25 protein-coding genes are annotated in these 26,881 nt (G+C 45.7%); 14 read left to right on the top strand and 11 right to left on the bottom strand.

Annotated features, from left to right (window positions below):
- Window positions 1-53 precede the first annotated feature (53 nt).
- The 6 genes from cobT to QMG91_RS09545 all read left to right on the top strand — a co-directional run bounded on the left by cobT (window position 54) and on the right by QMG91_RS09545 (window position 5,726).
- Window positions 54-1,094 (top strand): nicotinate-nucleotide--dimethylbenzimidazole phosphoribosyltransferase, encoded by a 1,041-nt coding sequence (gene cobT, locus QMG91_RS09570; protein ID WP_281826065.1) that lies wholly within the window; start codon window positions 54-56, stop codon window positions 1,092-1,094.
- Window positions 1,091-1,870, top strand: coding sequence for an adenosylcobinamide-GDP ribazoletransferase (locus QMG91_RS09565; RefSeq protein ID WP_281826063.1), 780 nt, complete (start codon window positions 1,091-1,093; stop codon window positions 1,868-1,870). The genes cobT and QMG91_RS09565 overlap by 4 nt, the downstream gene beginning before the upstream one ends.
- Window positions 1,870-2,412 (top strand): bifunctional adenosylcobinamide kinase/adenosylcobinamide-phosphate guanylyltransferase, encoded by a 543-nt coding sequence (gene cobU, locus QMG91_RS09560; protein ID WP_281826061.1) that lies wholly within the window; start codon window positions 1,870-1,872, stop codon window positions 2,410-2,412. The genes QMG91_RS09565 and cobU overlap by 1 nt, the downstream gene beginning before the upstream one ends.
- Window positions 2,409-3,050, top strand: coding sequence for a histidine phosphatase family protein (locus QMG91_RS09555; RefSeq protein WP_281826059.1), 642 nt, complete (start codon window positions 2,409-2,411; stop codon window positions 3,048-3,050). The genes cobU and QMG91_RS09555 overlap by 4 nt, the downstream gene beginning before the upstream one ends.
- Before the next feature lie 4 nt (window positions 3,051-3,054).
- Window positions 3,055-4,863 (top strand): M3 family oligoendopeptidase, encoded by a 1,809-nt coding sequence (locus QMG91_RS09550; RefSeq protein WP_281826057.1) that lies wholly within the window; start codon window positions 3,055-3,057, stop codon window positions 4,861-4,863.
- Between the two features lie 251 nt (window positions 4,864-5,114).
- Window positions 5,115-5,726: a hypothetical protein gene (locus tag QMG91_RS09545; RefSeq protein ID WP_281826055.1), complete on the top strand. Its 612-nt coding sequence runs from the start codon at window positions 5,115-5,117 to the stop codon at window positions 5,724-5,726.
- A gap of 52 nt (window positions 5,727-5,778) precedes the next feature.
- On the opposite strand, the gene QMG91_RS09540 is transcribed toward QMG91_RS09545, so the two are convergent.
- The 8 genes from QMG91_RS09540 to QMG91_RS09505 all read right to left on the bottom strand — a co-directional run bounded on the left by QMG91_RS09540 (window position 5,779) and on the right by QMG91_RS09505 (window position 15,060).
- A complete protein-coding gene (locus QMG91_RS09540) occupies window positions 5,779-6,777 on the bottom strand; it encodes an ABC transporter permease (RefSeq protein WP_281826053.1) in 999 nt (332 codons plus the stop codon).
- A 4-nt stretch (window positions 6,778-6,781) separates the two neighbouring features.
- The gene (locus QMG91_RS09535; protein ID WP_281826051.1) at window positions 6,782-8,287 is read right to left on the bottom strand and encodes a sugar ABC transporter ATP-binding protein; all 1,506 of its coding nucleotides are present in this window, start codon (window positions 8,285-8,287) and stop codon (window positions 6,782-6,784) included.
- Between the two features lie 140 nt (window positions 8,288-8,427).
- Window positions 8,428-9,513 carry a sugar ABC transporter substrate-binding protein gene (locus tag QMG91_RS09530; RefSeq protein ID WP_004402924.1) on the bottom strand — a complete coding sequence of 362 codons (1,086 nt, stop codon included), beginning with the start codon at window positions 9,511-9,513 and terminating at the stop codon, window positions 8,428-8,430.
- 304 nt (window positions 9,514-9,817) lie between these two features.
- Window positions 9,818-10,537 carry a ribose 5-phosphate isomerase A gene (gene rpiA / locus QMG91_RS09525; protein WP_281826047.1) on the bottom strand — a complete coding sequence of 240 codons (720 nt, stop codon included), beginning with the start codon at window positions 10,535-10,537 and terminating at the stop codon, window positions 9,818-9,820.
- Window positions 10,538-10,566: 29 nt separating this feature from the next.
- Window positions 10,567-11,406, bottom strand: coding sequence for a MurR/RpiR family transcriptional regulator (locus QMG91_RS09520; protein ID WP_045962454.1), 840 nt, complete (start codon window positions 11,404-11,406; stop codon window positions 10,567-10,569).
- Window positions 11,406-12,077 (bottom strand): HAD family hydrolase, encoded by a 672-nt coding sequence (locus QMG91_RS09515; protein WP_281826044.1) that lies wholly within the window; start codon window positions 12,075-12,077, stop codon window positions 11,406-11,408. The genes QMG91_RS09520 and QMG91_RS09515 overlap by 1 nt, the downstream gene beginning before the upstream one ends.
- Window positions 12,074-13,594, bottom strand: a complete 1,521-nt coding sequence (xylB, locus tag QMG91_RS09510) for a xylulokinase (RefSeq protein WP_281826042.1) — start codon at window positions 13,592-13,594, stop codon at window positions 12,074-12,076. The genes QMG91_RS09515 and xylB overlap by 4 nt, the downstream gene beginning before the upstream one ends.
- Window positions 13,594-15,060 carry an aldehyde dehydrogenase family protein gene (locus QMG91_RS09505; protein ID WP_281826040.1) on the bottom strand — a complete coding sequence of 489 codons (1,467 nt, stop codon included), beginning with the start codon at window positions 15,058-15,060 and terminating at the stop codon, window positions 13,594-13,596. Before QMG91_RS09505 ends, xylB begins: the two co-directional genes overlap by 1 nt.
- A 280-nt stretch (window positions 15,061-15,340) precedes the next feature.
- On the opposite strand from QMG91_RS09505, the gene QMG91_RS09500 reads away from it, so the two are divergent.
- The 7 genes from QMG91_RS09500 (at window position 15,341) to btuD (ending at window position 22,869) form a co-directional block, all read left to right on the top strand.
- Window positions 15,341-16,486: a fumarylacetoacetate hydrolase family protein gene (locus QMG91_RS09500; RefSeq protein WP_281826038.1), complete on the top strand. Its 1,146-nt coding sequence runs from the start codon at window positions 15,341-15,343 to the stop codon at window positions 16,484-16,486.
- Complete coding sequence (locus QMG91_RS09495; protein WP_281826037.1) at window positions 16,486-17,451, top strand: C-terminal binding protein; 966 nt, start codon at window positions 16,486-16,488, stop codon at window positions 17,449-17,451. The genes QMG91_RS09500 and QMG91_RS09495 overlap by 1 nt, the downstream gene beginning before the upstream one ends.
- A 14-nt stretch (window positions 17,452-17,465) precedes the next feature.
- Window positions 17,466-18,230, top strand: coding sequence for an SDR family NAD(P)-dependent oxidoreductase (locus QMG91_RS09490; protein ID WP_281826036.1), 765 nt, complete (start codon window positions 17,466-17,468; stop codon window positions 18,228-18,230).
- Between the two features lie 45 nt (window positions 18,231-18,275).
- Window positions 18,276-19,793, top strand: a complete 1,518-nt coding sequence (locus QMG91_RS09485) for an aldehyde dehydrogenase (NADP(+)) (RefSeq protein ID WP_281826035.1) — start codon at window positions 18,276-18,278, stop codon at window positions 19,791-19,793.
- A 249-nt stretch (window positions 19,794-20,042) separates the two neighbouring features.
- Window positions 20,043-21,077, top strand: coding sequence for a succinylglutamate desuccinylase (locus QMG91_RS09480; protein WP_281826033.1), 1,035 nt, complete (start codon window positions 20,043-20,045; stop codon window positions 21,075-21,077).
- Window positions 21,078-21,137: 60 nt separating this feature from the next.
- On the top strand, window positions 21,138-22,133 hold the full coding sequence (gene btuC, locus QMG91_RS09475) for a vitamin B12 ABC transporter permease BtuC (protein WP_022593458.1): 996 nt from the start codon (window positions 21,138-21,140) through the stop codon (window positions 22,131-22,133).
- A complete protein-coding gene (gene btuD, locus QMG91_RS09470) occupies window positions 22,120-22,869 on the top strand; it encodes a vitamin B12 ABC transporter ATP-binding protein BtuD (RefSeq protein WP_281826030.1) in 750 nt (249 codons plus the stop codon). Before btuC ends, btuD begins: the two co-directional genes overlap by 14 nt.
- Before the next feature lie 78 nt (window positions 22,870-22,947).
- On the opposite strand, the gene QMG91_RS09465 is transcribed toward btuD, so the two are convergent.
- The 3 genes from QMG91_RS09465 to QMG91_RS09455 form a co-directional block, all read right to left on the bottom strand.
- The gene (locus QMG91_RS09465) at window positions 22,948-24,387 is read right to left on the bottom strand and encodes a glyceraldehyde-3-phosphate dehydrogenase (protein ID WP_281826028.1); all 1,440 of its coding nucleotides are present in this window, start codon (window positions 24,385-24,387) and stop codon (window positions 22,948-22,950) included.
- Between the two features lie 361 nt (window positions 24,388-24,748).
- Entirely contained in the window at window positions 24,749-24,985 is a 237-nt protein-coding gene (locus QMG91_RS09460) for a hypothetical protein (protein ID WP_162179403.1), read from the bottom strand.
- Window positions 24,963-25,163 (bottom strand): hypothetical protein, encoded by a 201-nt coding sequence (locus QMG91_RS09455; RefSeq protein ID WP_004400986.1) that lies wholly within the window; start codon window positions 25,161-25,163, stop codon window positions 24,963-24,965. Before QMG91_RS09455 ends, QMG91_RS09460 begins: the two co-directional genes overlap by 23 nt.
- Before the next feature lie 192 nt (window positions 25,164-25,355).
- Here QMG91_RS09455 and QMG91_RS09450 point away from each other — a divergent pair, with 192 nt between their 5' ends.
- Window positions 25,356-26,816 (top strand): DEAD/DEAH box helicase, encoded by a 1,461-nt coding sequence (locus QMG91_RS09450; protein WP_281869974.1) that lies wholly within the window; start codon window positions 25,356-25,358, stop codon window positions 26,814-26,816.
- Window positions 26,817-26,881 lie beyond the last annotated feature (65 nt).

The raw sequence follows: 26,881 nt of genomic DNA, 5'->3' as shown, positions 1-26,881 counted from the left end.
GTGAATCTTGCGGTTAGACTGATTCGCCTAAGTTGTAAAAATAAGAAGAAAAAATGTTAGACCAGACCCATTCTCAATATATAAAAGATGTTATTGACCAAAAAACCAAGCCGCGTGGGGCACTTGGTCTTTTAGAAGATACTGCACATCACCTTGCATTAATTCAGAGTCAGGGGAAATCTGAACCCGCCAGCAAAATTGAACTCTCCAAGCCACATATGTTGGTGTTTGCTGGCGATCATGGAATTGCGAGAGAAGGCGTTAGCATTGCTCCAAGCGAAGTGACTTATCAGATGGTTCAGAACTTTTTAGCCGGTGGGGCCGCAATTAACTGTTTTTGTAAGCTGAATGATATTGCTCTTTCGGTTATCGACACTGGAATCCTCACTCCGATAGAGTCACAACAAAATCACTACCATGTTCAACGCCTTGGCTCCGGTACGGAAAATTTTGCCGAGCAGCCAGCCATGTCTCGCGACACCGCTGAGAAAGGGATACAACTGGGGCGCAAGGTGGTTGATAAATTGTCAGAAGACGGTCTGGACATGCTGATGTTTGGCGAAATGGGCATTGGCAACACCAGCAGTGCGTCTGCACTTCTGAGTTTGGCGCTTGGCATCGAAGCGGAAGATTCTGTAGGGGTTGGAACCGGGATTACTCAAGAGCAGCTCAAAAAGAAAATTGACTTAGTGCAGAATGCCATTTCACGCTGTAAACGTTCCGGCGTTTCGCATGACCCTATCAGCATTCTATCGGAAGTGGGTGGGTATGAAATCGTTCAGATGGTAGGAGCGTTCCTTGCTGCTCAGGAGAAAAACATTCCTGTTTTGGTCGATGGATTCATTGTATCTGTCGCTGGTTTGCTTGCTATCCGTATCGAACCAAAAGTTCGAGACGTAATGCTGTTTGCTCATTGCTCGGAAGAACATGCTCACCGTCTGGTTCTGGAAGCTTTACAAGCCAAGCCGATGATTGATCTTGGTCTTCGTTTAGGAGAAGGAACGGGGGCAGCTCTCGCGTATCCGTTGGTGCTGGCTGCTGCTGCTTTCTACAATGACATGGCGAGCTTTCAAAGTGCCGGAGTAACTGTGTGAACTGGATAAAAACTCAATCTGAGCTTTTCTTTCTTGCGTTGAGTTTTTTTTCTCGGCTTCCCATTCCAGCATCCACACCTTATTCAGAAGAACGTATGAACCGGGCAGGGCGATATTTCGCCCTTGTCGGAGCGTTACTCGGTTTTCTGTGCGCTCTTTCTTATCTTCTGCTGTCTACTCTTTTTTCTGCTGATATTGCTATCTTCCTTACCATGGCTTTAAGCCTGATGTTAACAGGTGCTTTCCATGAAGATGGATTGACGGATATGGCAGACGGCGTGGGCGGTGGAATGACAACAGAGCGCCGTTTAGCCATTATGAAAGACAGCCGCATTGGTACGTATGGTGCCAGTGCGCTTATCATGGCATTACTTGGGAAGTATCTGCTGCTCTCAGAGCTTGCTGCGCAAACGGAGTTATTTTGGATCTGGATCGCTGCTTATACGCTTAGCCGCACTGTCGCGGCTTCCCTCATATTTGATACGCCATATGTATCCGATTCTGACCAGAGTAAAAGTAAACCCCTTGCGCAAAAGCAATCACCTTATGAACTCCTTTTTCTCATTTGCTGTGGTTTGCTCTCCATATGGTGGTTAACACCACTTGCTGCTGCAGTTGTAGTATCAGCTGCAGTAGCATTTCGATTTACTTTTAAGCGTTGGCTGGTCTCTCGCCTTGGCGGTTTTACGGGGGACTGCCTTGGCGCTGGTCAGCAACTTATGGAATTGCTGTTTTATTGTGTGGTTCTTGCACTGTTGAATACGGGTAACTTTTGATGGGTAAAACACATCTGATTTTGGGTGGGGCAAGAAGCGGAAAGTCCAGTTACGCAGAAGAGCAGGCGAGTGCGCAGGTTTTGTCTGGTAAAAAGCTGGTTTATATCGCCACAGCAACGTCATTCGATGATGAAATGGCAGAACGCATTGGTATTCATAAAATGCGAAGAGGAGCTAAGTGGGAATTAATAGAAACACCCACCGACCTGCCAACTGCGCTCAGCCAATTAAATCTAGGAGATACTGCGCTGGTGGACTGTCTGACGTTGTGGTTGAACAACGTTCTTTTTGAATTAGGAGATAATGCTCACCAAGATCAGGTGGATGGCAAAATAGATAAACTGCTTGTTGCCATATCAGAGTGTCAGGGGAACCTTGTCATTGTTTCCAATGAAGTGGGCATGGGAATCGTACCATTAGGAAGAGTGACCCGGTTATTTGTGGATAACGCAGGGTGGATGAATCAGAAAGTGGCAAAAATAAGTGACGATGTCACATTTGTTGCGGCAGGCTTGCCTTTGGTGTTAAAGGGTTCGCAATGAGTTATGACACGTACAATATCTACCTGATTCGTCATGGAAAAGTCGAGGGGGAACCTGCTCTTAACGGCATAACCGACGCGAAAGTTAACGATAAAATTCAGGCTCAGATCGCTCAGAGTCTGGTATCGGAATTTGGTACTTTTAAATCTATCATTTGTTCCCCGTTATCCCGCTGTTTGAATTTGGCTAAACTGATATCGTCAGGGAAAACCCATTCTGAATTGGATTACTCGACACCGAATTTAGTGGTTGAGAGCGCATTTCAGGAAATGTCGTTTGGGGATTTAGATGGTCGTCCTTTTTCTCAGCTCAGCGAGCAATGGAATCTTCTGGAAAAGTTTTGGCAAGATCCTGCATCTAATCCACTGCCTAATGCCGAAACACTAGAAGCTTTTCAGCAGCGAGTTGACACCAAATGGCAATCATTAATCCATACTTGTCAGGAAGATACGCACATCATCACTCATGGTGGAGTGATCAGAATTATACTGGCAAGCGTATTGGGTTTAGATTGGCGAAACCCTGCACTTTACTCTACGTTATCCATCGCGAATGCATCCATCACTCATATAGAACTCAGTCGGGGTGATCAGGTTTTTCTTAAAGTGAGGAGCATTGGCGCAAATATAAGGAAATAAAATAATGACAGCTCCAAGCTGGGACCTCAGTGTTGCCTACCAAAGTATTAACGATGCCAAGATAGAAAAGGACATTCACACTGTTGAACAAGGTATCGATCAGCTTAACTATCATTCAAAACAAGGATTAGGCGAAGGCGATAAATTAGTTGTAAGCCTACAGAAAGCGATCCAAACCTACGAAAACATTAGAAAAATCCTCCGTACTGTAGGCAATTTTGCGAGCTGTTGTGCGTCAGTTGACTCGACGCATGCAAAAGCTAAACAGTTATATGGTCGAGCGGTAAAGCTCGATGCAAATCTGCAGCAAGCCTATAGCCCATACCTCGATAAACTGGCTACAGCTGAACAGTCTGTCGTTGATGCTGTTTTGGCAAGCGAAGTGTCGGATGTTCAGGCTCAGAAGTTTGCAATTCGTCTGCTAAGAGAGAAAACCTCTGAACGTCTCTCGGTTGAGCAAGAGCAGTTGCTTTCAGCTCTGGAAGTTGATGGCAAACTGGCTTGGGGAAGAATGTACGATAACCTGACTGGCACTCTAAAAGTAGATGTGGATTACGGAAACGGTGAAAGTGAAACTTTGGCGTATTCCCAAGCATCAAGCGAGTTGTTCAGCGGAAATGTAGACAAGCACGAGCCAACATGGCGAGCTATTCAGACTGCCATGGAAACGCATCGCGAATCATTTGCTTCCATTTTGAATGCCCTTGCAGGCTGGCGTCACACAGAAGCGGAAAAGCGTGGAATATCCAATTTCTTATCTCCAAGCCTGTTCGACAGCCGAATTACAGAAGATACACTAAATGCATTAATTGAAAGTGCAAGAGACAACAAAGAGTTATCTCAAAAAGCGGCTCGTCTGATGGCAATCGTTCGTGGTGGCGAAACTTTAACACCATGGAACATGCACGCAGCGATGCCATCTCTGACCAACGGCAAAACCAAGGTTTATGAGTTCGATGAAGCCATTCAGATCATCAAGGAGGCGTTCGCATCTGTTTCCCCTGAAATGGCTGAGTTTGTCGACGTTATGGTGAAAAACGGGTGGATAGACGCAGCGCCACAGCCGAACAAACGTCAGGGCGCGTACTGTACAAAACTGCCGAGTTCCCGAACACCTTTGGTGTTTATGACATGGAACGGTAGCCAGAAAGATTTGATCACGCTTGCACACGAGCTTGGTCATGCCTTCCACAACTGGGTGATGACGGACATGCCGTTAGCAGAAACCTACTACCCAATGACTCTTGCTGAAACGGCTTCAGTATTTGCGGAAAACATCGTACGTGATGCCCTATTAGAAAAGGCAGAAAGCGATTTAGACAAGCTGGAAATGCTATGGGAAGAGTTGTTTGCCTGCGTGGCGTTCATGCTTAATATCCCGGTACGTTTTGAATTCGAACGTGAGTTTTACGCTAAGCGCAAAGAATCAGAGCTCACAGCCGATGAACTTTGTGAACTAATGGATACAACCTGGAAAGACTGGTACGGCAGCGTAATGCCAGAATCCGATACTTATTTCTGGGCCAGTAAGCTTCACTTCAGTATTCCCGAAGTCAATTTCTACAACTACCCGTACCTGTTTGGTTATCTGTTCAGTAAAGGGGTCTACGCCCAGCGCGAAATCAAAGGCGAAAGCTTCTACCCAGATTACGTTGAGTTACTGCGCGACACGGGTCGAATGAAAGCAGAAGAGGTCGTACTCAAGCATTTAGGTATGAACTTAGAAGAGAAAGCTTTCTGGCAGCAAAGCATCGATCAGGTTGGTCAAAAGATCTCAGAGTTTGAAGCACTTCTAGCGAAGATTAATAGTTAACTCCTTGTTAACCCCAAAGAAAAAACTTTGGGGTTACTTCCATCCTAGTGCGATGTCCTTCGCAAAATGTCCGATCACTTATCTCTATATATGTAACGCGGTATTGGTTTGTTATACCGATTCAATTAGTTTGCCAATAGTAACAAGTGGCATATTGGTTAGAAATAAGATAACCATTTTGAATTTCCATGGTGTGAAGTAGGTGTAACACACGGGTTCAGGTAGGCTTTCTGATGGTAGATAGGGTTGGTATGAAATACATAGTTTCTTTGTTTTTGATTAGCGTGAGCTTTAGTGGGTTTTCTGAATCCAATAATTCGCTGCAAATAGTGCCTCTTGAGGAGCTTTCTCAAAAGGAAGGACCTTGGTCATCAGACAAGTCAAAATGCAAAAATATGTATGTTATCCCCGGATCTTCGGTTCGGCTTTCTGTATGTACGGGTTGGGGAATGACTACTACGTTTGAGAGTGATGGCAAAGTTCTGCTCACTGAAACTGACTTTGGGGATGCTGATTTCTACTATCCGTATTTTGTTAAGACACGCAACTATGAGCTTCTGATTGCTGAGATTGGTGCCGATCAATCATGGGGTGTGCGTGTATACAACTTAAATGATAAGAATATCATATATTTAGATTCACTTAATATTAACCCTGGTGACAAAGACAGTTATGATTCTCCAGAAGTGGTTGATATTATCGAATTCATCGATCATGGAGCTAAAGTGAATATAAGATTTACGGGAACTCATCATGATTTTGATGATAAATGGGAAATTTTCAACATCGACAAAGATGCCTATTACTACGAGCTAACTGCGGATTCGATTGCAAAAGTTGAAGGCAATAAAACTGAGAAGTAAAAAAATTTCTAGCCCTTTCCTTATTGTTTTAAGGAAAGGGCTTTTAATTGGCTCAGCCAAAATAGCGAACTCTGATTGCATCTATCGCAACGGCTATGAAAATCATGACACCTCCGATGATTCCGACATAAAAAGAGGGGACGGAGATTATCGCCAGACCCACTTGGATTACCGTCAGTAATAACACTCCTCCTAATACACCAACAACATTTCCTCTGCCACCAAAAACACTTACGCCGCCGATGATTGGTGCTGCTATGGCGTACAGAAGAAAGCTTTCACCCTGGTTTGAGGTGATCGCCATTTGCCACGATGCCAGAAGAAATCCAGCCAAACCCGCGAGAAACCCCGCTAAGGTATAAGTGATGATCTTGGTACGTTCTACTCGAATCCCCGCAGCTTTGGATGCAACTGGATTCCCCCCGACCGCATAGATACAACGTCCGAGAACGCTTTTACGCAACAAGACTGCGATAGCAATTAGCGAAAAAACGAACACCATTGGCATGATTGGCCATCCGCCTGCGAAGGTCGCTTGCCCAACCCAGACATATCCATCAGGAAGGTTGGTGATTGTTTTGCCCTGAGTCAGAGCAAGTAAGGCACCTTGAAGGATGATCATCATTGAAAGAGTTTGAATGAGAGAGACCATTCTCAGTCTTGTTATGCATAGTCCATTAAAGAATCCGATAGCGGTCGCTGTGATAAGTCCAACGAGTACGCCCATCCACCATGGCAGTCCCATTTGTGTGTGAGCCATTGCGCCAATGGCGGACGAAAAACCCATATTGGCAGGGATGGACAGATCGATCTCAGCAACCAAAAGTGGCAAGGCGATAGCTAGCCCAAGCATCCCCAATACGGTTGCCTGTACCATAATGTTTTGCATATTAAAGAGCGTGAAGAAAAACTCATTAAATACACCAAACAAAATTACCAACGCGATTAACCATATCCACACTACGTTGTGCAGCACCCAGCCTAGTTTTGACGGGCTACTAGAAATTTGCTTTGTCGGTTTCTCTTCTTTGGCTGTGGCTTCCATTTCCATAACCTTACTCCTTGGCTCTCAGGCTGTTACTAGTGAGTTCACTACCAGTCAACTCACGTCGAATCGAGCCTTGCTCAAAAACGCAAACGCGATCAGTAATTCGTGCGAGTTCGTCCGTATCAGTCGAAACGATAATCACGCAAACTCCGGATTCACTCAGCTCATCTATAATTCTGAGCACGTCTTGCTTAACACCTATGTCGATCCCTCGTGTGGGCTCATCCAGAATCAGAAGTTTAGGCTTGGTTGCGAGTACTCTTCCCAAACATACTTTTTGTTGATTTCCACCGCTCAAAGTGTCAACAAGTGCTTCTGAATTGGCAGCCTTTATGTTCATGGATGCAAAGTATTGTTCGCAGATTCGGTGTTCTTGTTCAGAGTCGATAAACCCAGAATGAGAGAGGTGAGTTAAGCAAGAGAGCGATATATTTTGCTCAATAGACATTTGTCCGAGTAAGCCGTCCTTCCTTCTGTCGTCAGAGAGAAAGGCGATACTGGCATCAAAGGCATCGTGTGGGTCTTGAGGTAAAGGTCTGGCACTTTCAGCTCCAAGTTTGATGAAGCCTTTGGCGGGTTGAAGCCCGAAAATGGCGCGAGCGGTTTCTTTCGCACCCGAACCGGGAAGCCCGGTAAACCCGACAATTTCCCCAGTTGCTATGTGAAGGTGCTCTAAGTGAACACCATCACAGTGAATGCCTTTAAAACTGACACCTTCGTCCAATTGCTGGAAGTTATGTGGCTTTCGTTGAAACAGGGAAAGATTATGACCGACTACGAGTTCAGATAAATCTTCAGAGCTAAGTTGGTCAACGTGCTCGGAACTGCCTGCAAGTTTTCCGTCACGTAACACAGAAACCGCATCACACACAGAAAGGATTTCGTCGTTGTAGTGGGAAATAAAGATAAATGTGACTCCTTGACGTTTAAGGCGGCGCATAAAATCGAATAGGTGAGTACGATCTTCAACGCTCAAAGAGGTCGTAGGTTCATCGAGAATAATGACTTTGCCACCACTGAACATGGCGCGAAGTATATTCAGTTTTCTTCGGGCAACCGCGTCTAGCTGACCAGCCAGAGTATTGTGATCGATCCCTGTGCCTTCCAACATCACCTGTGCGTCGGATTCCAGTTTTCCCCATTGAACGAGGCCGTGGTTGCTTGGCCATATACCGAGCATCAGATTCTCGGCAGCGGTCAAGTGATCAACAATCATCGGTTCCTGTGTAACAAGAAACACTCCCGCTTTTTCCATTTCCCGTACATCAGCATTCTCAACACGAAGCCCATTGAGAATAATGCTCCCCGATGTTGCTGTATTCTGACCAGAAATCAGCCCCACAAGTGTACTTTTACCTGCTCCGTTTTCACCCAGTAAACCGTGAATTGTCCCTTGCTTCAGGCGTAGGCTGACATTGTCCAGAGCCGTAAACTGCCCGTACTGTTTTGACAGATTGACGACTTCCAGTGCGATCTCTTGATCATTCCCTTGGCTTGCTAGATTGGCACTCATTTCAGTTCCTTTGCGAATGACGTAACACCAATCAGAATAATTAACTGCCCATTTTGGCTTGTTAAAAAGCTATTTCTGAACACTTACTGTGATTGGTATAAAAAACTCGCCTGAAAATAATTCTTTCAGGCGAAACTAGCTTAGGTGTAGGCAATGCCCCAATCTTTTTCGGCAACCGATCCCCAGTGCCTTGGGTCTTTTGCATTACTGCCGTCAATAACAAAAGGAGGGATGATCATCGTTGGACCTGTTTTGCCATTAACAATTTCAGCCTTTTCCCAGAAGTACTTTTTGTTTTCATAAGGACCAATAGGGACAGGTTGTCCTTTCATCGCGTACTTTTGCAAAAGCTCGACGGCAATTTCCCCATAAGCAATGGGATCTTGAGAGACACAGGAATCCATATAGCCTTCTTGGATCCATTTCACCGCTATAGGCTCACCATCAATATTGACGAAGATAACGTGTCCGTCTTCCCCCACTTTTTTCCAGCGACCTTTCTGCTTAAGCGCCGTTACGATTCCACGGGAAGGGGAGTCGGATGGCGCATGGACCGCATCTAAATCAGGGTATTCGGAAAGGGTAGACAAAGTTACGGACAGCATTTTTTCGAGCTGACCTTCAGTCGGGCGCGCCAGATACTTAATGTTGGGGTATTTGGCAAACTCGGCGTCCATGCCTTCTTTTCTCAAACGCCACGCCACGCTTTGTAGGGCGCCAAAACAGTTGAGCACTGTCCCTTTGGGTTCGCCGTATTTCTGCTCGAGTCGCTGAATGATCTGCTTAGCAGCCATAACACCACCAATGTAGTTATCAAAACTCACGGTGATTGCGACATCTCCACCATCAGCAGGTGTATCAATGATACCAACCGGAATGTTTTGGCGATTATAGCGCTTAATCACACTTACAATTGCCTGGCTGTCTATTGGGTCGCTCACAATGGCGGAAGGTTTACGAAGCATCAGGCTTTGCCACTGTTCCAATTGCCGTGTGTTATCAAAGTTGGCATTGGTTGCCTGAAATTCCCATTCGTTTTTCATAACAGCTCTTTTTACCGCTTCTTCCTGAATAACGAAGAAATAATAATCAAGGCTCTTGTTACTGTAAGGGACAAAAACGCGATCCTTTGCCCATGCCATATTGGGTCCAGCAAGCATGCTTACCCCTAATGCCGCACCTGCTTTTAAAATGGTGCGGCGGTCCAGTTTACTTACATCAGTCATATCAACCATCTCCATGTCGTGTTACTGGATGTGAAGTGAGAGTACCTAGTTTTACTACCTAACTGTTTGGGTTTGCATAGCTTTTAAAGAGCAGGCGATAGATGCTGTCTAGTACAACTGGTTCTTTAGGCAGCGAGCGTCGTCTTCAAAGACTACAAACCCTGATAAGGCTCATCTCGTTAATTGCCATCTAACGTTCCAAGGTTTGGTAACCTGTTGGGTGGTCACCTTGTATTTTTTATCGAGGGCATCAATACGTTTAAAATCGAAAAAACAAAAAGCGAATTCTAACTGTTTGTCTAATTTATGAAGTTTTACTAGCTTTTTGAGTAACAACAAAACTGGTTCCGTCAAACCGCCCCACAACCATCCCGTTTGACTCACGTGTAAAAAGTCCATTTTCAACAACACCGGGAATCATATTTAGTGCTGTTTCTAACACAGCTGGAGACGGAATAGCCTGACAATGGCAGTCGAGAATAAAGTGTCCGCTGTCTGTAATGACTGGCTTTTCGCCCTGATGTCGTCGAATGATTTTGACGTGACTTCCCACATGTTCATTAAGTACATCTGATATGCGCTGCTCGGTCTGTTTCCAGCCAAACTGAACCACTTCAATGGGCAAAGGAAATGCACCAAGCGTCTCCACGATTTTGCTTTCGTCGCATACGGTGATCATTCTCTTAGAGGCATGGGCGATGATTTTCTCCCACAACAGGCAGGCTCCGCCGCCTTTGATCATATTGAAGTTGCGATCAATTTCATCAGGACCATCGATGGTGAGGTCAATCTCGCCAATTTGGTTGGGGTCGATGATTTCAATCCCCACCGATTGTGCGACTTCATTGGTCGAGCGTGATGTCGTGGTACAGGTGACTTTAAGTCCCTCGGCGACCCGTTTTCCTAGCTCCCGAACAAAGAAGTGAGAAGTTGTGCCTGAACCGAGCCCTAGCTTCATGCCATCCTGGACAAATTCGTCGATAGCTCTTATTCCCGATAGTTTTTTCGCATCGTCTTGAGACATATTCTGTATTCCTTTATTTAACTAGAATGCTAAAGCTTTTCCGTCTGCCACGAGTCCAGGGCAGGAAGCTGGTCCGGGAACTCACTTCCGCTTGTAACTGCTATAGCTGTCACCAACATATTGACAACCAAATGATGATTCAGACGCGAAGCCAAAGGGGTCAGCAGCTCGGTACGTTCATAGGGTGTGATTGCAATGGTTACGTCTGAAACTGCAGCGAGTGGGCTATCGCTGGCGGTGACTGAAACCACTCTTGCGCCACCTGCTCGTGCTGCGGTTGCGATCTCCACCAGTTGCCTAGTTGCGCCGGACTGAGAAAATATAAAGGCAACTTCTTGTGGTTTAGAACGTTCTGCATGCAGCCATTGCCTTTGTTTACGTACTAATGCATTGCATCTCAATCCTAATCGCTGGAATTTATGTTCAGCATCAAGAGCCGTGACTTCCGAGATACCAGAAGCGTAAATCCCAATGTAACTGGCTTTTGAAAGAAGCTTTGCACCTTCTTCAATTTGTTCTGGTGCAATGTCTTCCATAGCTCTTTGGATGGCATTTAATGAGTTGTGACACGTCTTTCGAACAATATGATCCACGCTGTCTTTAGCGGTAATCTGTTCATAAACAAATGGAGCTGAAGGGACTAATTGCTGCGCAAGGTTCAGCTTGAAGCTCTGATATCCGTCATATCCAAACCTACGACAAAATCGCATGATCGTCGGATCACTCACCGAACATTCACTGGCGAGAGACGCAATGCTCATATGGATTACCTTGTCAGGCTTTGCACTGACAAATTCCGCGACACGACGCTCTGCACTTTTCATGTCATCCATTTCATGCACGATTTTATGAAGCAGGCTAGTACTCATTAAGGTTCCTTTCGAAATGTTGTTAAATCACTCAAGCGCGACAATCTGTATTGTTCGTTTATTTTTAGGTCTAAGCCGCCACCCCAAGGAACAGCAAAGAAAGTGACACCGGCTTTCTCGGCGGTTTGCTGGTCGACAGGGGTATCGCCAATGTATGCCCATGGCTTGCCATTCAATGACATCCGCTTCGCGACTTCAATCAAGTGCAACGGGTCGGGCTTACATCTCGCGACTGCATCCGCCCCAATCGCTACGTCAATTAGGTTTTCAATTCCCAGAAGCCGAAGAACGACCTGTGTTAGCTTGTGGTTTTTGTTGGTGCAAACCCCCAGTTTGTAACCTTTCTGGGCTAACATTTCCAAGTCTTCTTTTACATTGGGATAAAAGGTTGTCAGAGTTGCTGGCGACTCGTTGTAATATTGGTTGTATTGAATCACAGCTTCTTTCAACTGTTCACGGGTCATTGAAAGACCGCAGATATCCAATACATCAGCTACCAGCCTCTCAGAACCAAATCCGATAAAACGTTCAATTTCAGAGGTAGAAAGCGATTCCTGCCCAAAATCTGCCAGCACTCTGTTCATGGATGCTGCGATGTCAGGTGCGCTGTTGATCAAAGTGCCATCAAGATCGAAGATGAATGCGTCGTACTGTTTTAAGTGTTCGCTCATAACGCTGTTTCTCCGCTTGAATTGAGTGACTGAACGATGGGGCATAGAAGAGGGTACAAAGCCTGATAAGCTTTGAACCTGTCCCTGTACATAATCTGGTTTTCTTTGTCAGGAGATTGAGTTGTGATTTCCTTGCAGCATAGGCTGGCTTCTTCGAGTGTGGACCAGTGACCAGTACCTACACCTGCAAGCATGGCTGCCCCGAAAGCCGCCCCTTCAGCTGCCCCGGAAACGGTCTGAACTTCGGCATCAAAAAGATCTGCCTGAATCTGTCTCCACAATGAAGATTGGGCTCCGCCTCCGGATGCTTTTATGACGTCGCCATTAATGCCCATTGAGTTCATTAAGGAATAGATGTCATACAGGGAATAAGCCACGCCTTCCATTACCGCTCTGCATAAGTCGGGCGCTTGATGGGTTGAGTTCAGTCCAACGAAAGCTCCTCGTGCGTCAGGATCTGGGTGAGGGCAACGTTCACCGTTCAAATAAGGCATCATCATTAGTCCATTTGCGCCTGCAGATGACTGAGCCGCCAGTTTTGCCTTTGATTCGTAATCAGAAGCGGTGACACCAAAGCTCTGAATCAGTCTGGAAAGCCAGGTAAAACATGAGCCAGCATTAAGTGATACTCCCATACAATGCCATTTGTCAGGTGAGAGGTTACAAAAGACCTGGACTTTGCCTTGTGGATTGGAAATGGGCGAGGAAAGTGCGGTAGCTAAAATGCCTGCTGTGCCGATGGTGGTTTGTAATTCACCGGGTCGGACAACACCTGAACCAAACGTCTGAATCACTGCGTCGCCACCTCCGCCGATGACAGGTGTCCCCGCAGGGATACCAAAAATCTTAGCGGCTGATGCGGAGACTTTTCCCGAAATCACACTGGATTCATAGCAAGAGGGCAGCAGTGAACGTTCGATACCCAGAGAGTCGATAACATCCCATGCCCAAACCCTATTAGCAACATTAAACAAGCCAGTACCAGAAGCGTCCGACACTTCTGTTGCGAGTTCTCCTGTCAAAACCAAGCGAAGGTAATCTTTGGGGTTAAGCACATGGCGTAATTTCTGATAGTTATCGGGCTCGTGATTTTTCATCCAGAGGATCTTTCCTCCGGTATATCCGACTAGCATTTGGTTGCTTGTGCTTTCTGCTAACTTCTCTGCACTGCCAAAATGGTCATGAATGGAGTCCGATTCGGCTTTATTTCTCTGATCGTTCCATAAGATTGCAGGTCTTATAACCTTGAAATTGCTATCTAAGGGCGTTAAACCATGCATTTGCCCAGACAATCCCACGCAGGACACGGAAGGAACTCCTGGTTTGGATAAGACTCGTTTTGTCGCGTTTGCTGCAGCCTGAATCCAACTCTCTGGGGCTTGTTCAACCCAGCCAGGGAAGGGCTGTTCAAAACCGTAAGCCTGAGTCTGGCTTGCGATGATATTGCCGTTTTCGTCCAGCAACACAACCTTACAAGCTGACGTGCCTATGTCTATTCCCAGAAACCCAGAGCTCATTATTCAGATCTCCCCGGTTGTTCAAAGCGCGTTCTGATGTGTTTGAACTGCAGGTATTCCAGCATACCTTCCCGACCATGTTCATATCCCACACCGCTCTGTTTTCTTCCACCGTAGGGGGCGTTGATAATGCCAGCATCTACGTTGTTAACGGCAACATTTCCGTAATCGAGCCGGGAGGTCAGGAGTTTAGTTTCATCCATGTGCTTGGAATACACATAGGCGGCGAGACCGTAAGGGGTATCGTTGCAAAGCTCTATGGCGTGTTCCAAAGAATCATAAGGCGCGACACCTACCACTGGTCCAAACGTCTCTTCGCTCATTACTTTCATATTCTGCGTACAGTCAACCAGCACAGTAGGGCGAAAGAAGAGCCCTTGCTTAAATTCCTGACCTATCGGTGGTAGCCCGCCCTCTAAAAGATTTGCACCTTTATCTAACGCGTCAGCAATATGTTCCTGTGTCTTTTTCAACACGTCTTCAGAAGCAAGAGCGCCCATGTCTGCGTCTGGCGAATCCAGCCCGTTTGCCACAGTGAGATAGCTTGCACTTTCAGCCAGCTTTTCTACAAATTTTGAGTACAGGCTGCGGTCAACATAGATACGATTAATCGCTATACAAATTTGACCGTTGTTTCTAAACGAACGTCTTGATGCGCCTTTGACGGCTTCGTCCAAGTTGGCAGAACCAGTCACGACCATTGGGCAGTTCCCACCGAGTTCGAGAGAAAGTCTTTTGATGTTTCTGCACGATTGCTGAATCTTCAAACCGACTTCACTGGATCCAGTAAATGCCACTTTCTTTACAGTGGGATGTTCAACCAACGTTTGACCAACGGTACTGCCAGAACCTGTTACAAAATTAACTACTCCAGGCGGAATGGCGACTTGTTCCACCTTCTTAGCTATGGCTAATGCGGTAAATGGCGTGAGCTCAGCAGGTTTGATGACGATGGTGCATCCAGCCGCCAGAGCTGCACATAATTTCCAACCCACCAATTCTGCGGGATAGTTCCAGGGAGTAATTGCAGCAACCACCCCAATGGGTTCGCGAATAACAAGGCTTTCAAAATCGTTGCTGTCATTAGGAAAGGACTCCCCATGAATTCGTACCGCTTCTTCCGCGTAAAAATGACAGGTCTCGGCGAGCTTAAGGATTTCACCTTTTGCTTCGTTTAACGGCTTGCCCTGCTCGGTTGTCATAACCTGTGCGATAGACTTTGCGTCCGCTTCTATTGCGTCGCCAAGTTGGTGAAGAAAATTCGCTCGATCTTTAGCAGAGAGTTGAGACCAATGTTGAAATGCACTTTCGGCTGCTTCAACTGCACCGTCCACTTCTTTTGGCGTAGATGTGCAAATTGAGCCAATTACTTGCCCAGTGGCAGGGTTAACGACAGGGACCAACTTACCTGCTGGACGTATCCAGTGACCATTAATGTAAGTGGTTTCTGATAACTCATCGATCATGAATGTCACCTTATCCTTGGTGGTTTTTGACGGCATTTCTGTCAAATACGATACCGATTTGTTATTTAATATATAGTAAAACTACTTTAATGAGTGTTTCAAATGTGAGAGATGTGGTAATGAATTAGCCATAAAGGCAAGATTAAAGAATGGTGTATTTACTTAAAGTATTGATAATAAATAATTATTTACGTATTTAGTAAAAATAAATATTACTGGTTGTTTTTTGATCGATTTGTCATTATGAATGTAGTTAAACTACTTTATAAGGAGAGTCGGTATGTTACCTAAGGACAGGAAAAGCGCAAAACTATTGGGAAGAGTGTGGCGTTCCAAACACTCTGGACCATCAATTGTCATAGTCAAGGAAGACAGATTACTCGACATTACACATCACCTCCCAACGATAACGGATGCACTGAACGCTGATCTATCGGCTCTTTACGATGACCTAAATGGTGAGGATTTAGGAGGCATTGAATCCTTTGTTCATTCGCCAGAAGCTATGTGCCCTGATACGTCTAACAACTGTCTGCTCGCACCTTGTGATCTTCAGGCAATTAAAGCATGCGGTGTGACCTTTGCTAAAAGCATGGTCGAGCGAGTAATCGATGAGCAAACGCAGGGGGATTCTGAACGGGCAAATGTGATTCGAGAACGGATTGCAGAAACAATAGGGTCTAACTTATCCAATCTTGAAGCCGGTTCAGAACTCGCCAATCAGGTAAAAGAAACACTCATAAAAGAGGGGCTGTGGTCTCAATACCTTGAAGTTGGCATAGGACCAGATGCCGAAGTGTTCACCAAGTCGCAGCCTATGTCGGCTGTCGGGTATGGAGCTGAGATAGGCATCAACCCAATCTCTAACTGGAACAATCCTGAGCCTGAAGTGGTTCTCGCGGTAAACGAAAAGGGTGTGATCCGAGGGGCGACACTAGGCAATGATGTGAATTTGCGTGATGTTGAGGGGCGTTCTGCGCTCCTGCTGGGTAAAGCCAAAGACAACAATGCATCCTGCGCGATTGGACCTTTTATTCGTTTATTTGATGAATCTTTTTCTTTGTCTGATGTGGCAAATGAGGAAATAGCACTGACTATAGTTGGAATTCAGGGTTTTCAACTCAACGGACACTCCAATATGAGTGAAATCAGCCGTTCACCTGACAATCTGGTGCGCCAGACAATAAACAGTAACCACCAATACCCGGATGGATTGATGCTGTTTTTAGGTACTATGTTTGCCCCAACACAGGACCGGTATTCAGAAGGTGGTGGTTTTACCCATGAGCAGGGTGACGTTGTCACTATAAGCAGTCAATTTCTTGGTGAACTCAAAAATACCGTTGTGAGTTCCGACCGTGCCGCTCCCTGGCGTTTTGGAACACGTGCTTTGATGACCAATCTGGCGCAAAGGGGTCTTTTGTGATGAGTATGGTCGAAAAGATAAAAGTCGTAGTCACCGATCAGGCTTTTGGTTCGGTAGAAAATGAGCAACGCATGGCTTCCCGTGTCGGCGCGCAATTTAGCGATCATCAATGCGCAACGGAAGAAGAGACTCTAAAAGTTGTGAAGGGGGCTTCGGTTGTGTTCAACAATTTTGCTCCGATTACACCGGAAGTTATGAAAGTGATGGAGCCCGGTGCGACTGTGATTCGTTATGGTGTGGGTGTCGATAACGTAGATCTGGTTGCGGCTAACCAACTTGGTATTCATGTCTGCAACGTACCAGATTACGGAGTAGACGAAGTGGCTGATCATGCCATGGCGATGATACTAGCGTTAGCCCGAAAACTGGCGTTGTATGACAAAGGCATCAGAAACCAACACTGGTCAATAAAACAAATTGTTGGAGAACTCAAATCACTACAAGACTGCCAGGTCGGGCTTGTAGGCTTTGGCAGAATCGCCCGGTCTCTTTCAACACGATTAGAAGCCTTTGGGTGCAAAATTCAGGCTTATGACCCTTATGTTAATCAAGTGGACGTAAACGTAGACATGGTGACATTTGAGCAGCTAGTTGAAACCTCGGATATTGTCTCATTCCATTTACCTTACACCCCGGAAACCCACCATATTTTAAACGCAGAAATGATCGCTCGGATGCCAAAAGGAGCGATAGTTATCAATGTGTCTCGTGGCGGATTAATCGATGAAGAGGCTTTGGCGAAAGCTGTTCAAAGAGGGCATATATTTGGTGCCGGGTTAGACGTCTTTGAAAGAGAACCTTTACCTGAAAATTCCCCGCTTCGAGATTGCCCTAATATGTGGTTAACGCCCCACGCAGCGTTCTACTCCGAGGCGTCGGTCAGAAATCTGCAACGTCTGGCCGCTGAAGAGGGCGAGCGAGCAATCAATCATGAACCTCTGCGATGCGAACTAACTCGTTTTTGAAAAAGGAGAATCAGATGATGAGTTACCGAAATAAGCTGAGTATTGAAAATAGTAAAGCATTAGTAACAGGTGCGGGACGTGGTATCGGTGCTGCTTGCGCTGAGGCTCTGGCAGAAATGGGCGCAAAAGTCTTTTGCACCGACTTTTCGTTCGAGGCAGCAAAAAGAACAACGACTCACATTCGGGAGTTGGGATATAAGGCTGAAGCGTTTGAACTTGATGTAACAAATACGGTTGCGATTGAAGCGTTGGCCGAAAAGCTGCCCACTTTAGATATTCTGGTTTGTAACGCTGGTATCGCCAATAACTATGCAGCCGAGGAGATGGCAGATGACGCTTGGAATAACCTTATCAACGTGAATTTAAATGGTGTATTCAGAGTATGCCGCGCGTTTGGTAAAGGGATGTTGGCACAGGGTAAAGGCTCCATAATCAATATCGGTTCCATGTCTGGGTTTGTGGTTAATACGCCACAGCCACAATGTCATTACAACGCATCCAAAGCCGCTGTGCATCAACTGACAAAATCACTAGCAGTAGAGTGGGCAGATAGGGGAGTCAGAGTGAACGCTATTGCGCCTACTTATATTAATACTCCACTGCTCAATGATGTAGACATCGATTCGGCACTTAAACAGACATGGATTGATATGACGCCTATGAAGCGAATGGGTAACCCAGATGAAATTGCATCCGTTGTACAGTTTCTGGCATCGCCAGCAGCCAGCTTGATGACGGGAAGCATAGTGAACGTAGATGGTGGGTATACCTGCCTCTAAGCTAAGCCCGAGTTGTATTAGGGGTGCTAAATCAAGGAAAGAACAATGAATACAATATTGACTGGAAAACACTACATTGGTGGAAATTGGTTGGAAGGGCGAGAACGATTTTATTCCGCTCCAACCAAAGGAGAACCAAAGCAGTTTTATTGTGGAACTGCAGAGCTTGTAGATAAAGCTTGTGAAGCGGCTGAATCGGCGTTTTTAGAATACAGTCATCTTAGTGCTAACCAGCGGGCGGACTTTTTGGATGCAATTGCAGAAGAACTGGATCTAATAGGTGATGACATCACTGAAATCGGAGTTTTAGAAACAGGTCTTCCAGAACCAAGGCTTATAGGGGAGCGCGGGCGAACCACTAGCCAACTTAGATTATTCGCTCAGCATATCCGGGAAGGTATGCACCTGGATATCAGAAAAGATAGGGCACTGCCTGAAAGAAAACCACTTCCAAGACCAGAGTTAAATATGGCTCAGATGCCTGTTGGGCCTGTTGCAGTATTTGGGGCATCAAACTTTCCTTTGGCATTTTCTGTGGTTGGTGGGGATACCGCAGCCGCGTTAGCAGCAGGTTGCACTGTGGTTGTTAAAGGTCATTCGGCACACCCAGGAGTGAGTGAACTGGTGGCGACCGCTGTGGAAAAAGCAACCATTCGATGCGGCATTCCCATTGGCACACTGAACTTGGTTCAGGGCGGGGCTCGGAGTGTTGGTGAACGCTTGGTGACTCATCCGAATATACAGGCAGTCGGCTTTACCGGATCCTTAGCTGGAGGTCGTGCGCTATTTAATTTATGTGCAGCCAGACCCGAACCTATCCCTTTCTTTGGCGAGCTTGGTTCCGTAAACCCTGTATTTGTGCTCAAAGGTGCACTTAAAGTGCGAGCAAAAGAGCTGGCGCAGGGTTGGGCGAATTCGCTCACAATGGGAGCAGGACAGTTCTGTACAAATCCGGGTGTAGTGGTCTTGGTGAGAGAATCGGAAGGAGTTGAAGAATTTCTCCAAATGGCTGAATTGGAGTTAGCCGAAACTGCAGATCAAACCATGCTAACGGAAGGTATCGCGTCGGCTTATTGCGAAGGAAGCAAAGCGATGAGTCAATCTACTGGTGTGGAAGAAATTATCGCGGCGAAAGCAGGAGTACGGAATGCAGCTCCGGGGTTATATATCACAAGCGGTCAGAACTTCATTGAAAACGAACACATTCAGGAAGAGGTGTTTGGTCCTTTGGGTTTGGTCCTTCTGGCAGAGGACGAATCAGAAGTCTTTACCATTGCCCGTAAAATCAAAGGTCAGCTTACTTGTACCATTCATATGGAAGAAGCTGACATAATACAGGCAGAGCAGCTGCTTCCAGTGTTGCAACGAAAAGCGGGTAGAATTCTAGTTAATGGTTTTCCTACAGGAGTAGAAGTTGCTGATGCCATGGTGCATGGTGGACCTTATCCGGCTTCAACGAATTTTGGTGCAACTTCGGTCGGTACGTTATCCATTCGTCGCTTTCTGCGTCCAGTCTGTTTCCAGAACTTTCCTGATGTACTTTTACCAAAGGTATTTAAGTAGTTTTTATCTACTGAAGATAAGGCTTTCAACCAGTTAGTCGAAAGCCTTTTTACCCATATTTCAAACTAAATATTCTAATAGTATGAATAGTAAGTCATTTTGTGAATTTCAAAGTTGTTAGAGTTTATGACGCTTACAATTTGATTATTCGGTGACTATGTCTAAATCTTTTCTATATTGTATGTACTTCCACTTTACCCAGATGTAACATTGCTGCAACAAGCCATGAGCCGAACAGGGAGTTGTACAATGCAAGGTTCGTTTTTTAATCAGTCTTTTCTCTACGACACACTGGACACAGACAGTGCTTTTGAGTCGAAAACCTTAACTCTTTCTTCTGGGCAGTTAAACTGGATTGATCGTGGGGTTCTACTTTGGGAGCCGGTAAATACTTCGCCCGAATCTCGTCAGGTGATCATTTCTGCTGGTATTCATGGTGATGAAACCGCGCCGATGGAGTTAGTTGACCGTTTGGTTAACGATATTGTTTCTGATGCTTTTCAACCTTCTGCTCGTTGTTTGTTTATTCTCGGTCACCCTCAGGCGACCAATCAGCATACCCGCTTTGTGACAGAGAATTTAAACCGCCTGTTTGATGAAACCGAACGCCCCGAGACGATAGAAACCGAGATAGCTCAAAAGCTTAAGAAGCACGTAAAGGCATTTTACGAAGGCACAGAGCAATCGGCTCGCTGGCATTTGGATCTACATTGCGCCATCCGAGCGTCTGAACACTTTACGTTCGCAGTTAGCCCTTATGTTGACCACCCTGTACGCTCACGCGCCCTTTGCGAATTCCTGGAAGCGGGGCACATTGAAGCCTTACTGCTTTCCAATTCACCTACCAGTACCTTTAGCTGGCACACCGGACATTTTTATGGTGCTCAGGCATTAACAATGGAGCTTGGGCGAGTGTCTAAATTAGGTGAAAACGATCTGTCTGTTCTTAGCCAATTTGATTCCGCTACCCGAGCGCTGATTTCGCACTCTTCTTATTCTGAAGATCCAAAACCAATGAAGGTTTATGCGGTAAACCGAACCATTATTAAGCATCATTTGGATTTCAGTTTCACCTTTAAAGATGACGTAGCGAACTTTACTCGTTTCGACAAAGGAGAATTGTTGGGGTTTGATGGCGATGAACTGCTTTATGCAGAAGCGCAGAGTGAAGCTATTGTGTTCCCGAACCCGAAAGTTGCTCTGGGACAACGCGCTGTCGTAATGGTTGTTGAAACAGAAACTCGCTTTGAAAACGAACAGTTAGTATCAAATAACTTGGATTGATACTTGCCTAACCCAGTTTGATATCGGTATGGTAGCGGGATACTGACTAACCATGCCGATATGAACGTTAATCATCTTCTTCAACAAAAGCAAAAACGCTGGAAAAAATCCTTTCTGATAAGCGCAATTGCTCTCGTGTTTCTAAGTCTGGCTTACCTTTCTATTGGTGAAGTCTTTATCTCCCCGTTCAACTACCTTGAACCTCTCAATAATATGCTTCTGACGGAGCTGCGCCTGCCAAGACTTTTTGCTGCGCTTGCGATTGGCTCTGCGCTGGCTATATCTGGTGCCAGTTTGCAGGTTTTACTGGGGAACTCGCTTGCAGAACCTGGGGTGTTAGGGATCTCTGGGGGGGCAAGTTTAGCCATGGTCGTCGTACTGTTTCTGTTGCCCGTTATGCCAACACCAGAAGTCTCGATGTTAGCGGCAATTGTCGGTTCTCTTTGCTTCACACTGATCATTGTGGGCATGGCGAGAAGCATGAAATTGAGCACGCCAAGGTTGCTGCTTGTTGGCGTGGCACTGGGTATTTTGTCTGGCGCTGTCGTGACCTGGGCATTTTACTTCAGTGACGACATGAGCATGCGTGTGCTCATGTACTGGCTGATGGGAAGCATAGGCGGAACCAGTTGGCATCAACACACCCTGACTCTGCTGATGATCCCAGTCATTGTCTGGATCTGTTTTCAGGGCACCAAACTCGACAAACTCATGGTTGGTGAAACACACGCGAAGCAACTAGGTGTTAACGTAGACAGACTTCGTTGGCGTTTAATTCTTGCGGTTTCTTTGCTGGTGGGCATGTCCGTTGCCCTTGGTGGCATTATCAGCTTCGTTGGCTTGGTGGTTCCTCACTTGTTGCGTTTAGCGTTTGGAACGGAAAATAAATATCTACTGCCAATGTCTGCGATTGCAGGGGCAGGGTTATTAGTTTTTGCCGACATACTGGCGCGTATCTCTCTTGATTCTGCGGAATTGCCGCTGGGTGTTGTTACAACAACGATTGGCGCACCATTCTTTATCTGGATGCTATTACGAAATCATGATTTACGTTAATTCACTGTCCGTTGGCACAAGATTACTTCCTCTTTCCTTTCAGATAGAGAAGGGGGATGTGCTTCATGTAATTGGTCCCAATGGAAGTGGGAAAAGCACATTACTCTCGGCAATTTCCGGTTTGTTGCCTTTCAAAGGAAACGTAGAGCTGGACGGCGAAGATGTCCAATCGCTTACGTTAGAACAACTTGCACTGGAACGAGCTTATCTGACCCAGCAAGAGCGACCAGCGTTCTCCATGTCCGTCATTCAATTTTTATCTTTGTCGGTGCCCGTCGGTCATACCTTGAATGATCTTGGAAAATCCCTAGACGAATTACTGGAACAGTTGAACATATCGGACAAGCTAAGCCGAGAAACCCATACTTTGTCGGGTGGAGAGTGGCAGCGTGTCCGGCTAGCTGCTATGTGTATTCAAATCATGCCGGAATGGAATCGATACGGAAAATTGCTGATTCTGGATGAACCTGCAGCGCCTTTAGATATAGGGCAAGAAGCGTTATTGTACGAATTGATACAGCAAATATCGGAACTTGGCATTACGGTTGTAATGGCTAACCACGATTTAAACCGCACCCTTCAGTATGCTTCAAAAGTCCTTTTGTTAGACAACGGTACTCTGAAAGGATTTGGCAATACAGATGATGTTATGCAGCCAGAACTGTTGGCAAAAACCTACCAGACCTCGATTCGAAGAGTAGAGATCGACGGACACCCACATTTGATCTTCCGCTAGTAACAAAAAACCGCCCAGTGGAGCGTGGGCGGAATAGTGGGACTATTATAGTTAAAATAATGACTTAATAAGTTCTAGCTAAGAGACGACAGGGTAAGTCTTGTATCTCACACCCATCATCTGTTCCATGCAGTGCACGACCTGGCAGCTGTATCCGAATTCATTGTCATACCAAATGTACAAAACACAGCGATTGTCCTGAGCAATCGTTGCTGCGCCATCGACAACACTTGGATGACGTGAGCCTACAATGTCTGTAGAGACCACTTCTGTAGATTCTGTGTAGTCGATTTGACCCGCCAGTGGAGAGTTAAGTGCCATCTCGCGGAGGTACTGATTCAGCTCTTCTTTGGATACCTCAGAATTCAGATTCAAGTTGGCTACCGCCATTGAAACGTTCGGAGTAGGAACACGAATCGAGTTACCAGAAAGCTTTCCAGCCAGTTCTGGTAGGGCTTTAGCCACTGCACTAGCCGCACCGGTAGAGGTTAAAACCATATTCAGCGAAGCACTGCGCCCACGGCGCTCGCCTTTGTGGAAGTTATCAATCAGGTTTTGATCGTTGGTATAAGAGTGAACGGTTTCAATATGACCGGAATCAACACCATACTTGTCATTAATCGCTTTCAATACAGGTGTAATCGCATTGGTGGTACAGCTTGCAGCAGACACAATGTCGTCTTCTGGCTGAATCATGCCTTCGTTGACACCAAATACTATGTTTTTAATGTCGCCTTTGCCCGGAGCGGTTAGCAACACTTTGGATGCACCTGCGCAAGCGACATGTTGACCAAGACCTTCTGCATCGCGCCAAACACCTGTGTTGTCGACAACCAGAGCGTTTTGGATTCCGTACTGAGTGTAATCGACTTCTTCCGGGCTATTCGCATAAATAAACTGGATGTAATTTCCGTTAGCGATAAGTGCTTTACGTTCTTCATCGATAATGATGCTGCCATTAAACTGTCCGTGAACAGAATCACGGCGCAGCAGGCTTGCACGTTTTTCTAAGTCGCCTTTTTTGCCACCACGAACCACAATAGCGCGCAATCTTAGTGGGTAACCAGGACCGCTTTTCTCGACCAATAGGCGAGTCAGAAGGCGACCGATTCGCCCGAAACCGTACAGAACAACGTCTCGTGGTTCTGTCATTGGTTCGCCGTTTAGCGGTTGTACCAATGCGGTAGCAAGGTAATCGTTAAGGTTGCTTTCATCTTCATTGCTTTGCCAATAGCCATGGGCTAACTGGCCAATGTCAACTCGGCAAGGGGATAGGGACATCTCGTTGAGTTGCTTTAAAGCGGGCAGTGTTTGAGCTGGAGAAAGATCATCTCCGACGTAACGTCGGGCTAAACGGTGAGCTTTAACAATATCAATGGTAGATGCGTTGATCAGAGGTCTTCCGAACAACAACACTTCTACGCCTTTTTGACGATAAAGCTGACCAAGAAGAGGGGAGATGGATTCAGCGTTAGTTTGGCTGGTTTGCCAGTCTAGAAGGTATTTTTCTGGACTCATCTTTACTTTGGACCTTTTCACGTTTTTTAGCTTAGATACAGCCTCACGGCTCAATCATAAGCTGGATTAGGGAATCGTATTTTGTAGGGTGTTTGTTATTATTTTGCGTGAAGAGTGTAAAGTTGAGTGGCTTATTCTGCTAGTAAAATTAATAGTGGTGTGAAGTGCGATGAATGAGAGACTTAATGGATTAAAGTTTCTTGTAGCCCGGGAATTGTCAAATAGAAATACAACAAAATATTTACATTTGAAGAGACTTATTTTGCGACGTAAACGATTAGTGTCACATAATATTGACTTTGCATGAGGTTGTTACATTGGTAGTTGTGATGAGGTTGGCGGCAATTTCGCCTTGCCGCCGTTAAATGGAGAATATTTGTCCTTCGTTACGGCTTTTTAAATCGCTGAACTCAAAATTTACTTGCTGCAATTCAATTTGAGGATCAGGAGCCAGTTGTGAATCTTTGTTTTTGTGATCCGACTCAGGGTAAGTCAGTACAATAGTTGTGGCTAATGCCGCCAAATAAAACACAAATACACTTTGTTTGCGTAGTGCCTGCTTAATACGTGTTCGCTTACTTGCTTGTGATGTCATCATATTCTCCTTCTATGACAGCAGCTCGTCTTGGTGTAAAACCTTCTTTTGCCATTTTGCGTTCCATTCTCTTGCCCATAATCAATGCGGCAATGCCAATGAATACCGCCATAAACAGACCGGTGAACAGCGTAATTAATCCCACTACTATGGATGCGATAGAAACTAAGAATCTTTTCATTTTGTCTCCCTCTTTATTGTTGAAATTGATAATAAGGAAAGATCTATGAATGAAAGATGAATGTGAAGTTCAGAAACATAAACGACTAAAATACGTAAAGATACAAAACTGTTGTTGCTTTAAAAGCGCTAAACCCTGAGAATAGCGCCCTTTTTGGGCACTCTGTGCCATCATTCTAACGAGTACAATATTATGAGTTTTTCCTCTTTGGGGCTGTCACCAGAACTTCTAAGAGCAATTGAGGAATTGGGGTATGAAACCCCGTCACCAATTCAGGCACAAGCCATTCCTCCAGTGATTCAAGGAAGAGACGTGATGGCAGCCGCACAAACCGGAACAGGAAAAACTGCAGGCTTCACATTGCCTTTGCTGCAGCGTTTGGCTGGTGGTAAAAGTGTGAAAAGTAACCACGTAAGGGCGCTGGTTCTTACTCCGACCCGAGAGTTGGCTGCACAGGTTAACGGCAGCGTGGTGAAATATGGCAAGTACTTAAACGTGAATTCAAACGTAGTATTTGGTGGCGTTAAAATTAACCCACAGATGATGAAACTGCGTAAAGGTTCAGATGTACTGGTCGCAACACCAGGTCGATTACTCGATCTTTACCAGCAAAACGCAGTGAAGTTTTCACAGCTAGAAGTACTGGTATTAGACGAAGCGGATCGCATGTTAGACATGGGCTTTATTCGCGACATCAAAAAGATCTTGGCTTTGCTGCCAGAGAAGCGTCAGAACCTATTGTTCTCGGCTACGTTTTCTGATGATATTCGCGCTTTGGCTAAAGGCTTGGTTCATAACCCAGAACAAATCTCAGTTAGCCCACCTAATGCGACTGCAAAAACCGTCGAGCAGTACCTGTACAACGTCGACAAAAAGAAGAAGCCGTCCATTCTTGCCAAGCTAATTAAAGAAAACGACTGGTCTCAGGTACTCATTTTCTCGAAAACCAAACATGGTGCGAACCGACTAAGCCGATTCCTGGAAAGCGAGAATATTTCTGCTGCCGCAATTCACGGCAACAAAAGTCAGGGCGCTCGAATCAAAGCTCTGGAGCACTTCAAAACCGGGCAGGTTAGAGCGTTAGTAGCAACCGACATCGCCGCTCGTGGGTTAGATATTCCTCAATTACCTCAGGTTGTTAACTTTGAACTGCCGCACGTGCCAGAAGATTACGTTCACCGTATTGGTCGTACAGGTCGTGCTGGCGAGTCAGGCAAAGCGTATTCATTAGTTTGTGCCGATGAAGCCAAAGAGTTGTTTGCGATTGAGCGTCTGATTCAGAAGCTTATTCCGCGCGAAACTGTTGAAGGCTACACACCAGTTCACGCACTTCCAGAATCTAAGCTGGACACTCGACCAGTTAAACCGAAAAAGCCTAAGAAGAAAAAGAAATTTGCACCTGAAGGAAGTACTAACCCGAATAACGCTGACGAAGCAGGTAAGAGGTCTTCTAAACCAAAACGCAAGCCTAACCCAAGAAATGGTGGAGCAGGGCGTCGTGGGAAAGATGAAAACGGAAAAGGTCCAAACGGCAAAGCAAACACAGTCAAAAAAGATGCAGGTAAGAAAGGCGCACCTTCAAAAGAGGGTGGCAAACCTTTTAACAAGCCAAAGCGTCGCCGTAAGCCAAAGCCGACCAATACCATCAAGTAACCTTAGTTAAATTCATAAAGAATAGAGCGCCTTTTGGCGCTCTTTCAATTTGGACTGGATTGTAT

It is taken from the genome of Vibrio nigripulchritudo, assembly GCF_027924785.1.
GTDB classification, from domain to species: domain Bacteria; phylum Pseudomonadota; class Gammaproteobacteria; order Enterobacterales; family Vibrionaceae; genus Vibrio; species Vibrio nigripulchritudo.
The sequence above is the reverse complement of the archived record's forward strand: the minus strand, read 5'-3'. Positions and strand labels throughout refer to the sequence as shown.

Coding starts and splice junctions, on each gene's coding strand:
- cobT (WP_281826065.1), top strand. CDS start 54: ATGTTAGACCAGACCCATTCTCAATATATAAAAGATGTTATTGACCAA.
- cobU (WP_281826061.1), top strand. CDS start 1,870: ATGGGTAAAACACATCTGATTTTGGGTGGGGCAAGAAGCGGAAAGTCC.
- QMG91_RS09555 (WP_281826059.1), top strand. CDS start 2,409: ATGAGTTATGACACGTACAATATCTACCTGATTCGTCATGGAAAAGTC.
- QMG91_RS09550 (WP_281826057.1), top strand. CDS start 3,055: ATGACAGCTCCAAGCTGGGACCTCAGTGTTGCCTACCAAAGTATTAAC.
- QMG91_RS09545 (WP_281826055.1), top strand. CDS start 5,115: ATGAAATACATAGTTTCTTTGTTTTTGATTAGCGTGAGCTTTAGTGGG.
- QMG91_RS09540 (WP_281826053.1), bottom strand. CDS start 6,777: ATGGAAATGGAAGCCACAGCCAAAGAAGAGAAACCGACAAAGCAAATT.
- QMG91_RS09535 (WP_281826051.1), bottom strand. CDS start 8,287: ATGAGTGCCAATCTAGCAAGCCAAGGGAATGATCAAGAGATCGCACTG.
- QMG91_RS09530 (WP_004402924.1), bottom strand. CDS start 9,513: ATGACTGATGTAAGTAAACTGGACCGCCGCACCATTTTAAAAGCAGGT.
- rpiA (WP_281826047.1), bottom strand. CDS start 10,537: ATGTCTCAAGACGATGCGAAAAAACTATCGGGAATAAGAGCTATCGAC.
- QMG91_RS09520 (WP_045962454.1), bottom strand. CDS start 11,406: ATGAGTACTAGCCTGCTTCATAAAATCGTGCATGAAATGGATGACATG.
- QMG91_RS09515 (WP_281826044.1), bottom strand. CDS start 12,077: ATGAGCGAACACTTAAAACAGTACGACGCATTCATCTTCGATCTTGAT.
- xylB (WP_281826042.1), bottom strand. CDS start 13,594: ATGAGCTCTGGGTTTCTGGGAATAGACATAGGCACGTCAGCTTGTAAG.
- QMG91_RS09505 (WP_281826040.1), bottom strand. CDS start 15,060: ATGATCGATGAGTTATCAGAAACCACTTACATTAATGGTCACTGGATA.
- QMG91_RS09500 (WP_281826038.1), top strand. CDS start 15,341: ATGTTACCTAAGGACAGGAAAAGCGCAAAACTATTGGGAAGAGTGTGG.
- QMG91_RS09495 (WP_281826037.1), top strand. CDS start 16,486: ATGAGTATGGTCGAAAAGATAAAAGTCGTAGTCACCGATCAGGCTTTT.
- QMG91_RS09490 (WP_281826036.1), top strand. CDS start 17,466: ATGATGAGTTACCGAAATAAGCTGAGTATTGAAAATAGTAAAGCATTA.
- QMG91_RS09485 (WP_281826035.1), top strand. CDS start 18,276: ATGAATACAATATTGACTGGAAAACACTACATTGGTGGAAATTGGTTG.
- QMG91_RS09480 (WP_281826033.1), top strand. CDS start 20,043: ATGCAAGGTTCGTTTTTTAATCAGTCTTTTCTCTACGACACACTGGAC.
- btuC (WP_022593458.1), top strand. CDS start 21,138: ATGAACGTTAATCATCTTCTTCAACAAAAGCAAAAACGCTGGAAAAAA.
- btuD (WP_281826030.1), top strand. CDS start 22,120: ATGATTTACGTTAATTCACTGTCCGTTGGCACAAGATTACTTCCTCTT.
- QMG91_RS09465 (WP_281826028.1), bottom strand. CDS start 24,387: ATGAGTCCAGAAAAATACCTTCTAGACTGGCAAACCAGCCAAACTAAC.
- QMG91_RS09460 (WP_162179403.1), bottom strand. CDS start 24,985: ATGATGACATCACAAGCAAGTAAGCGAACACGTATTAAGCAGGCACTA.
- QMG91_RS09455 (WP_004400986.1), bottom strand. CDS start 25,163: ATGAAAAGATTCTTAGTTTCTATCGCATCCATAGTAGTGGGATTAATT.
- QMG91_RS09450 (WP_281869974.1), top strand. CDS start 25,356: ATGAGTTTTTCCTCTTTGGGGCTGTCACCAGAACTTCTAAGAGCAATT.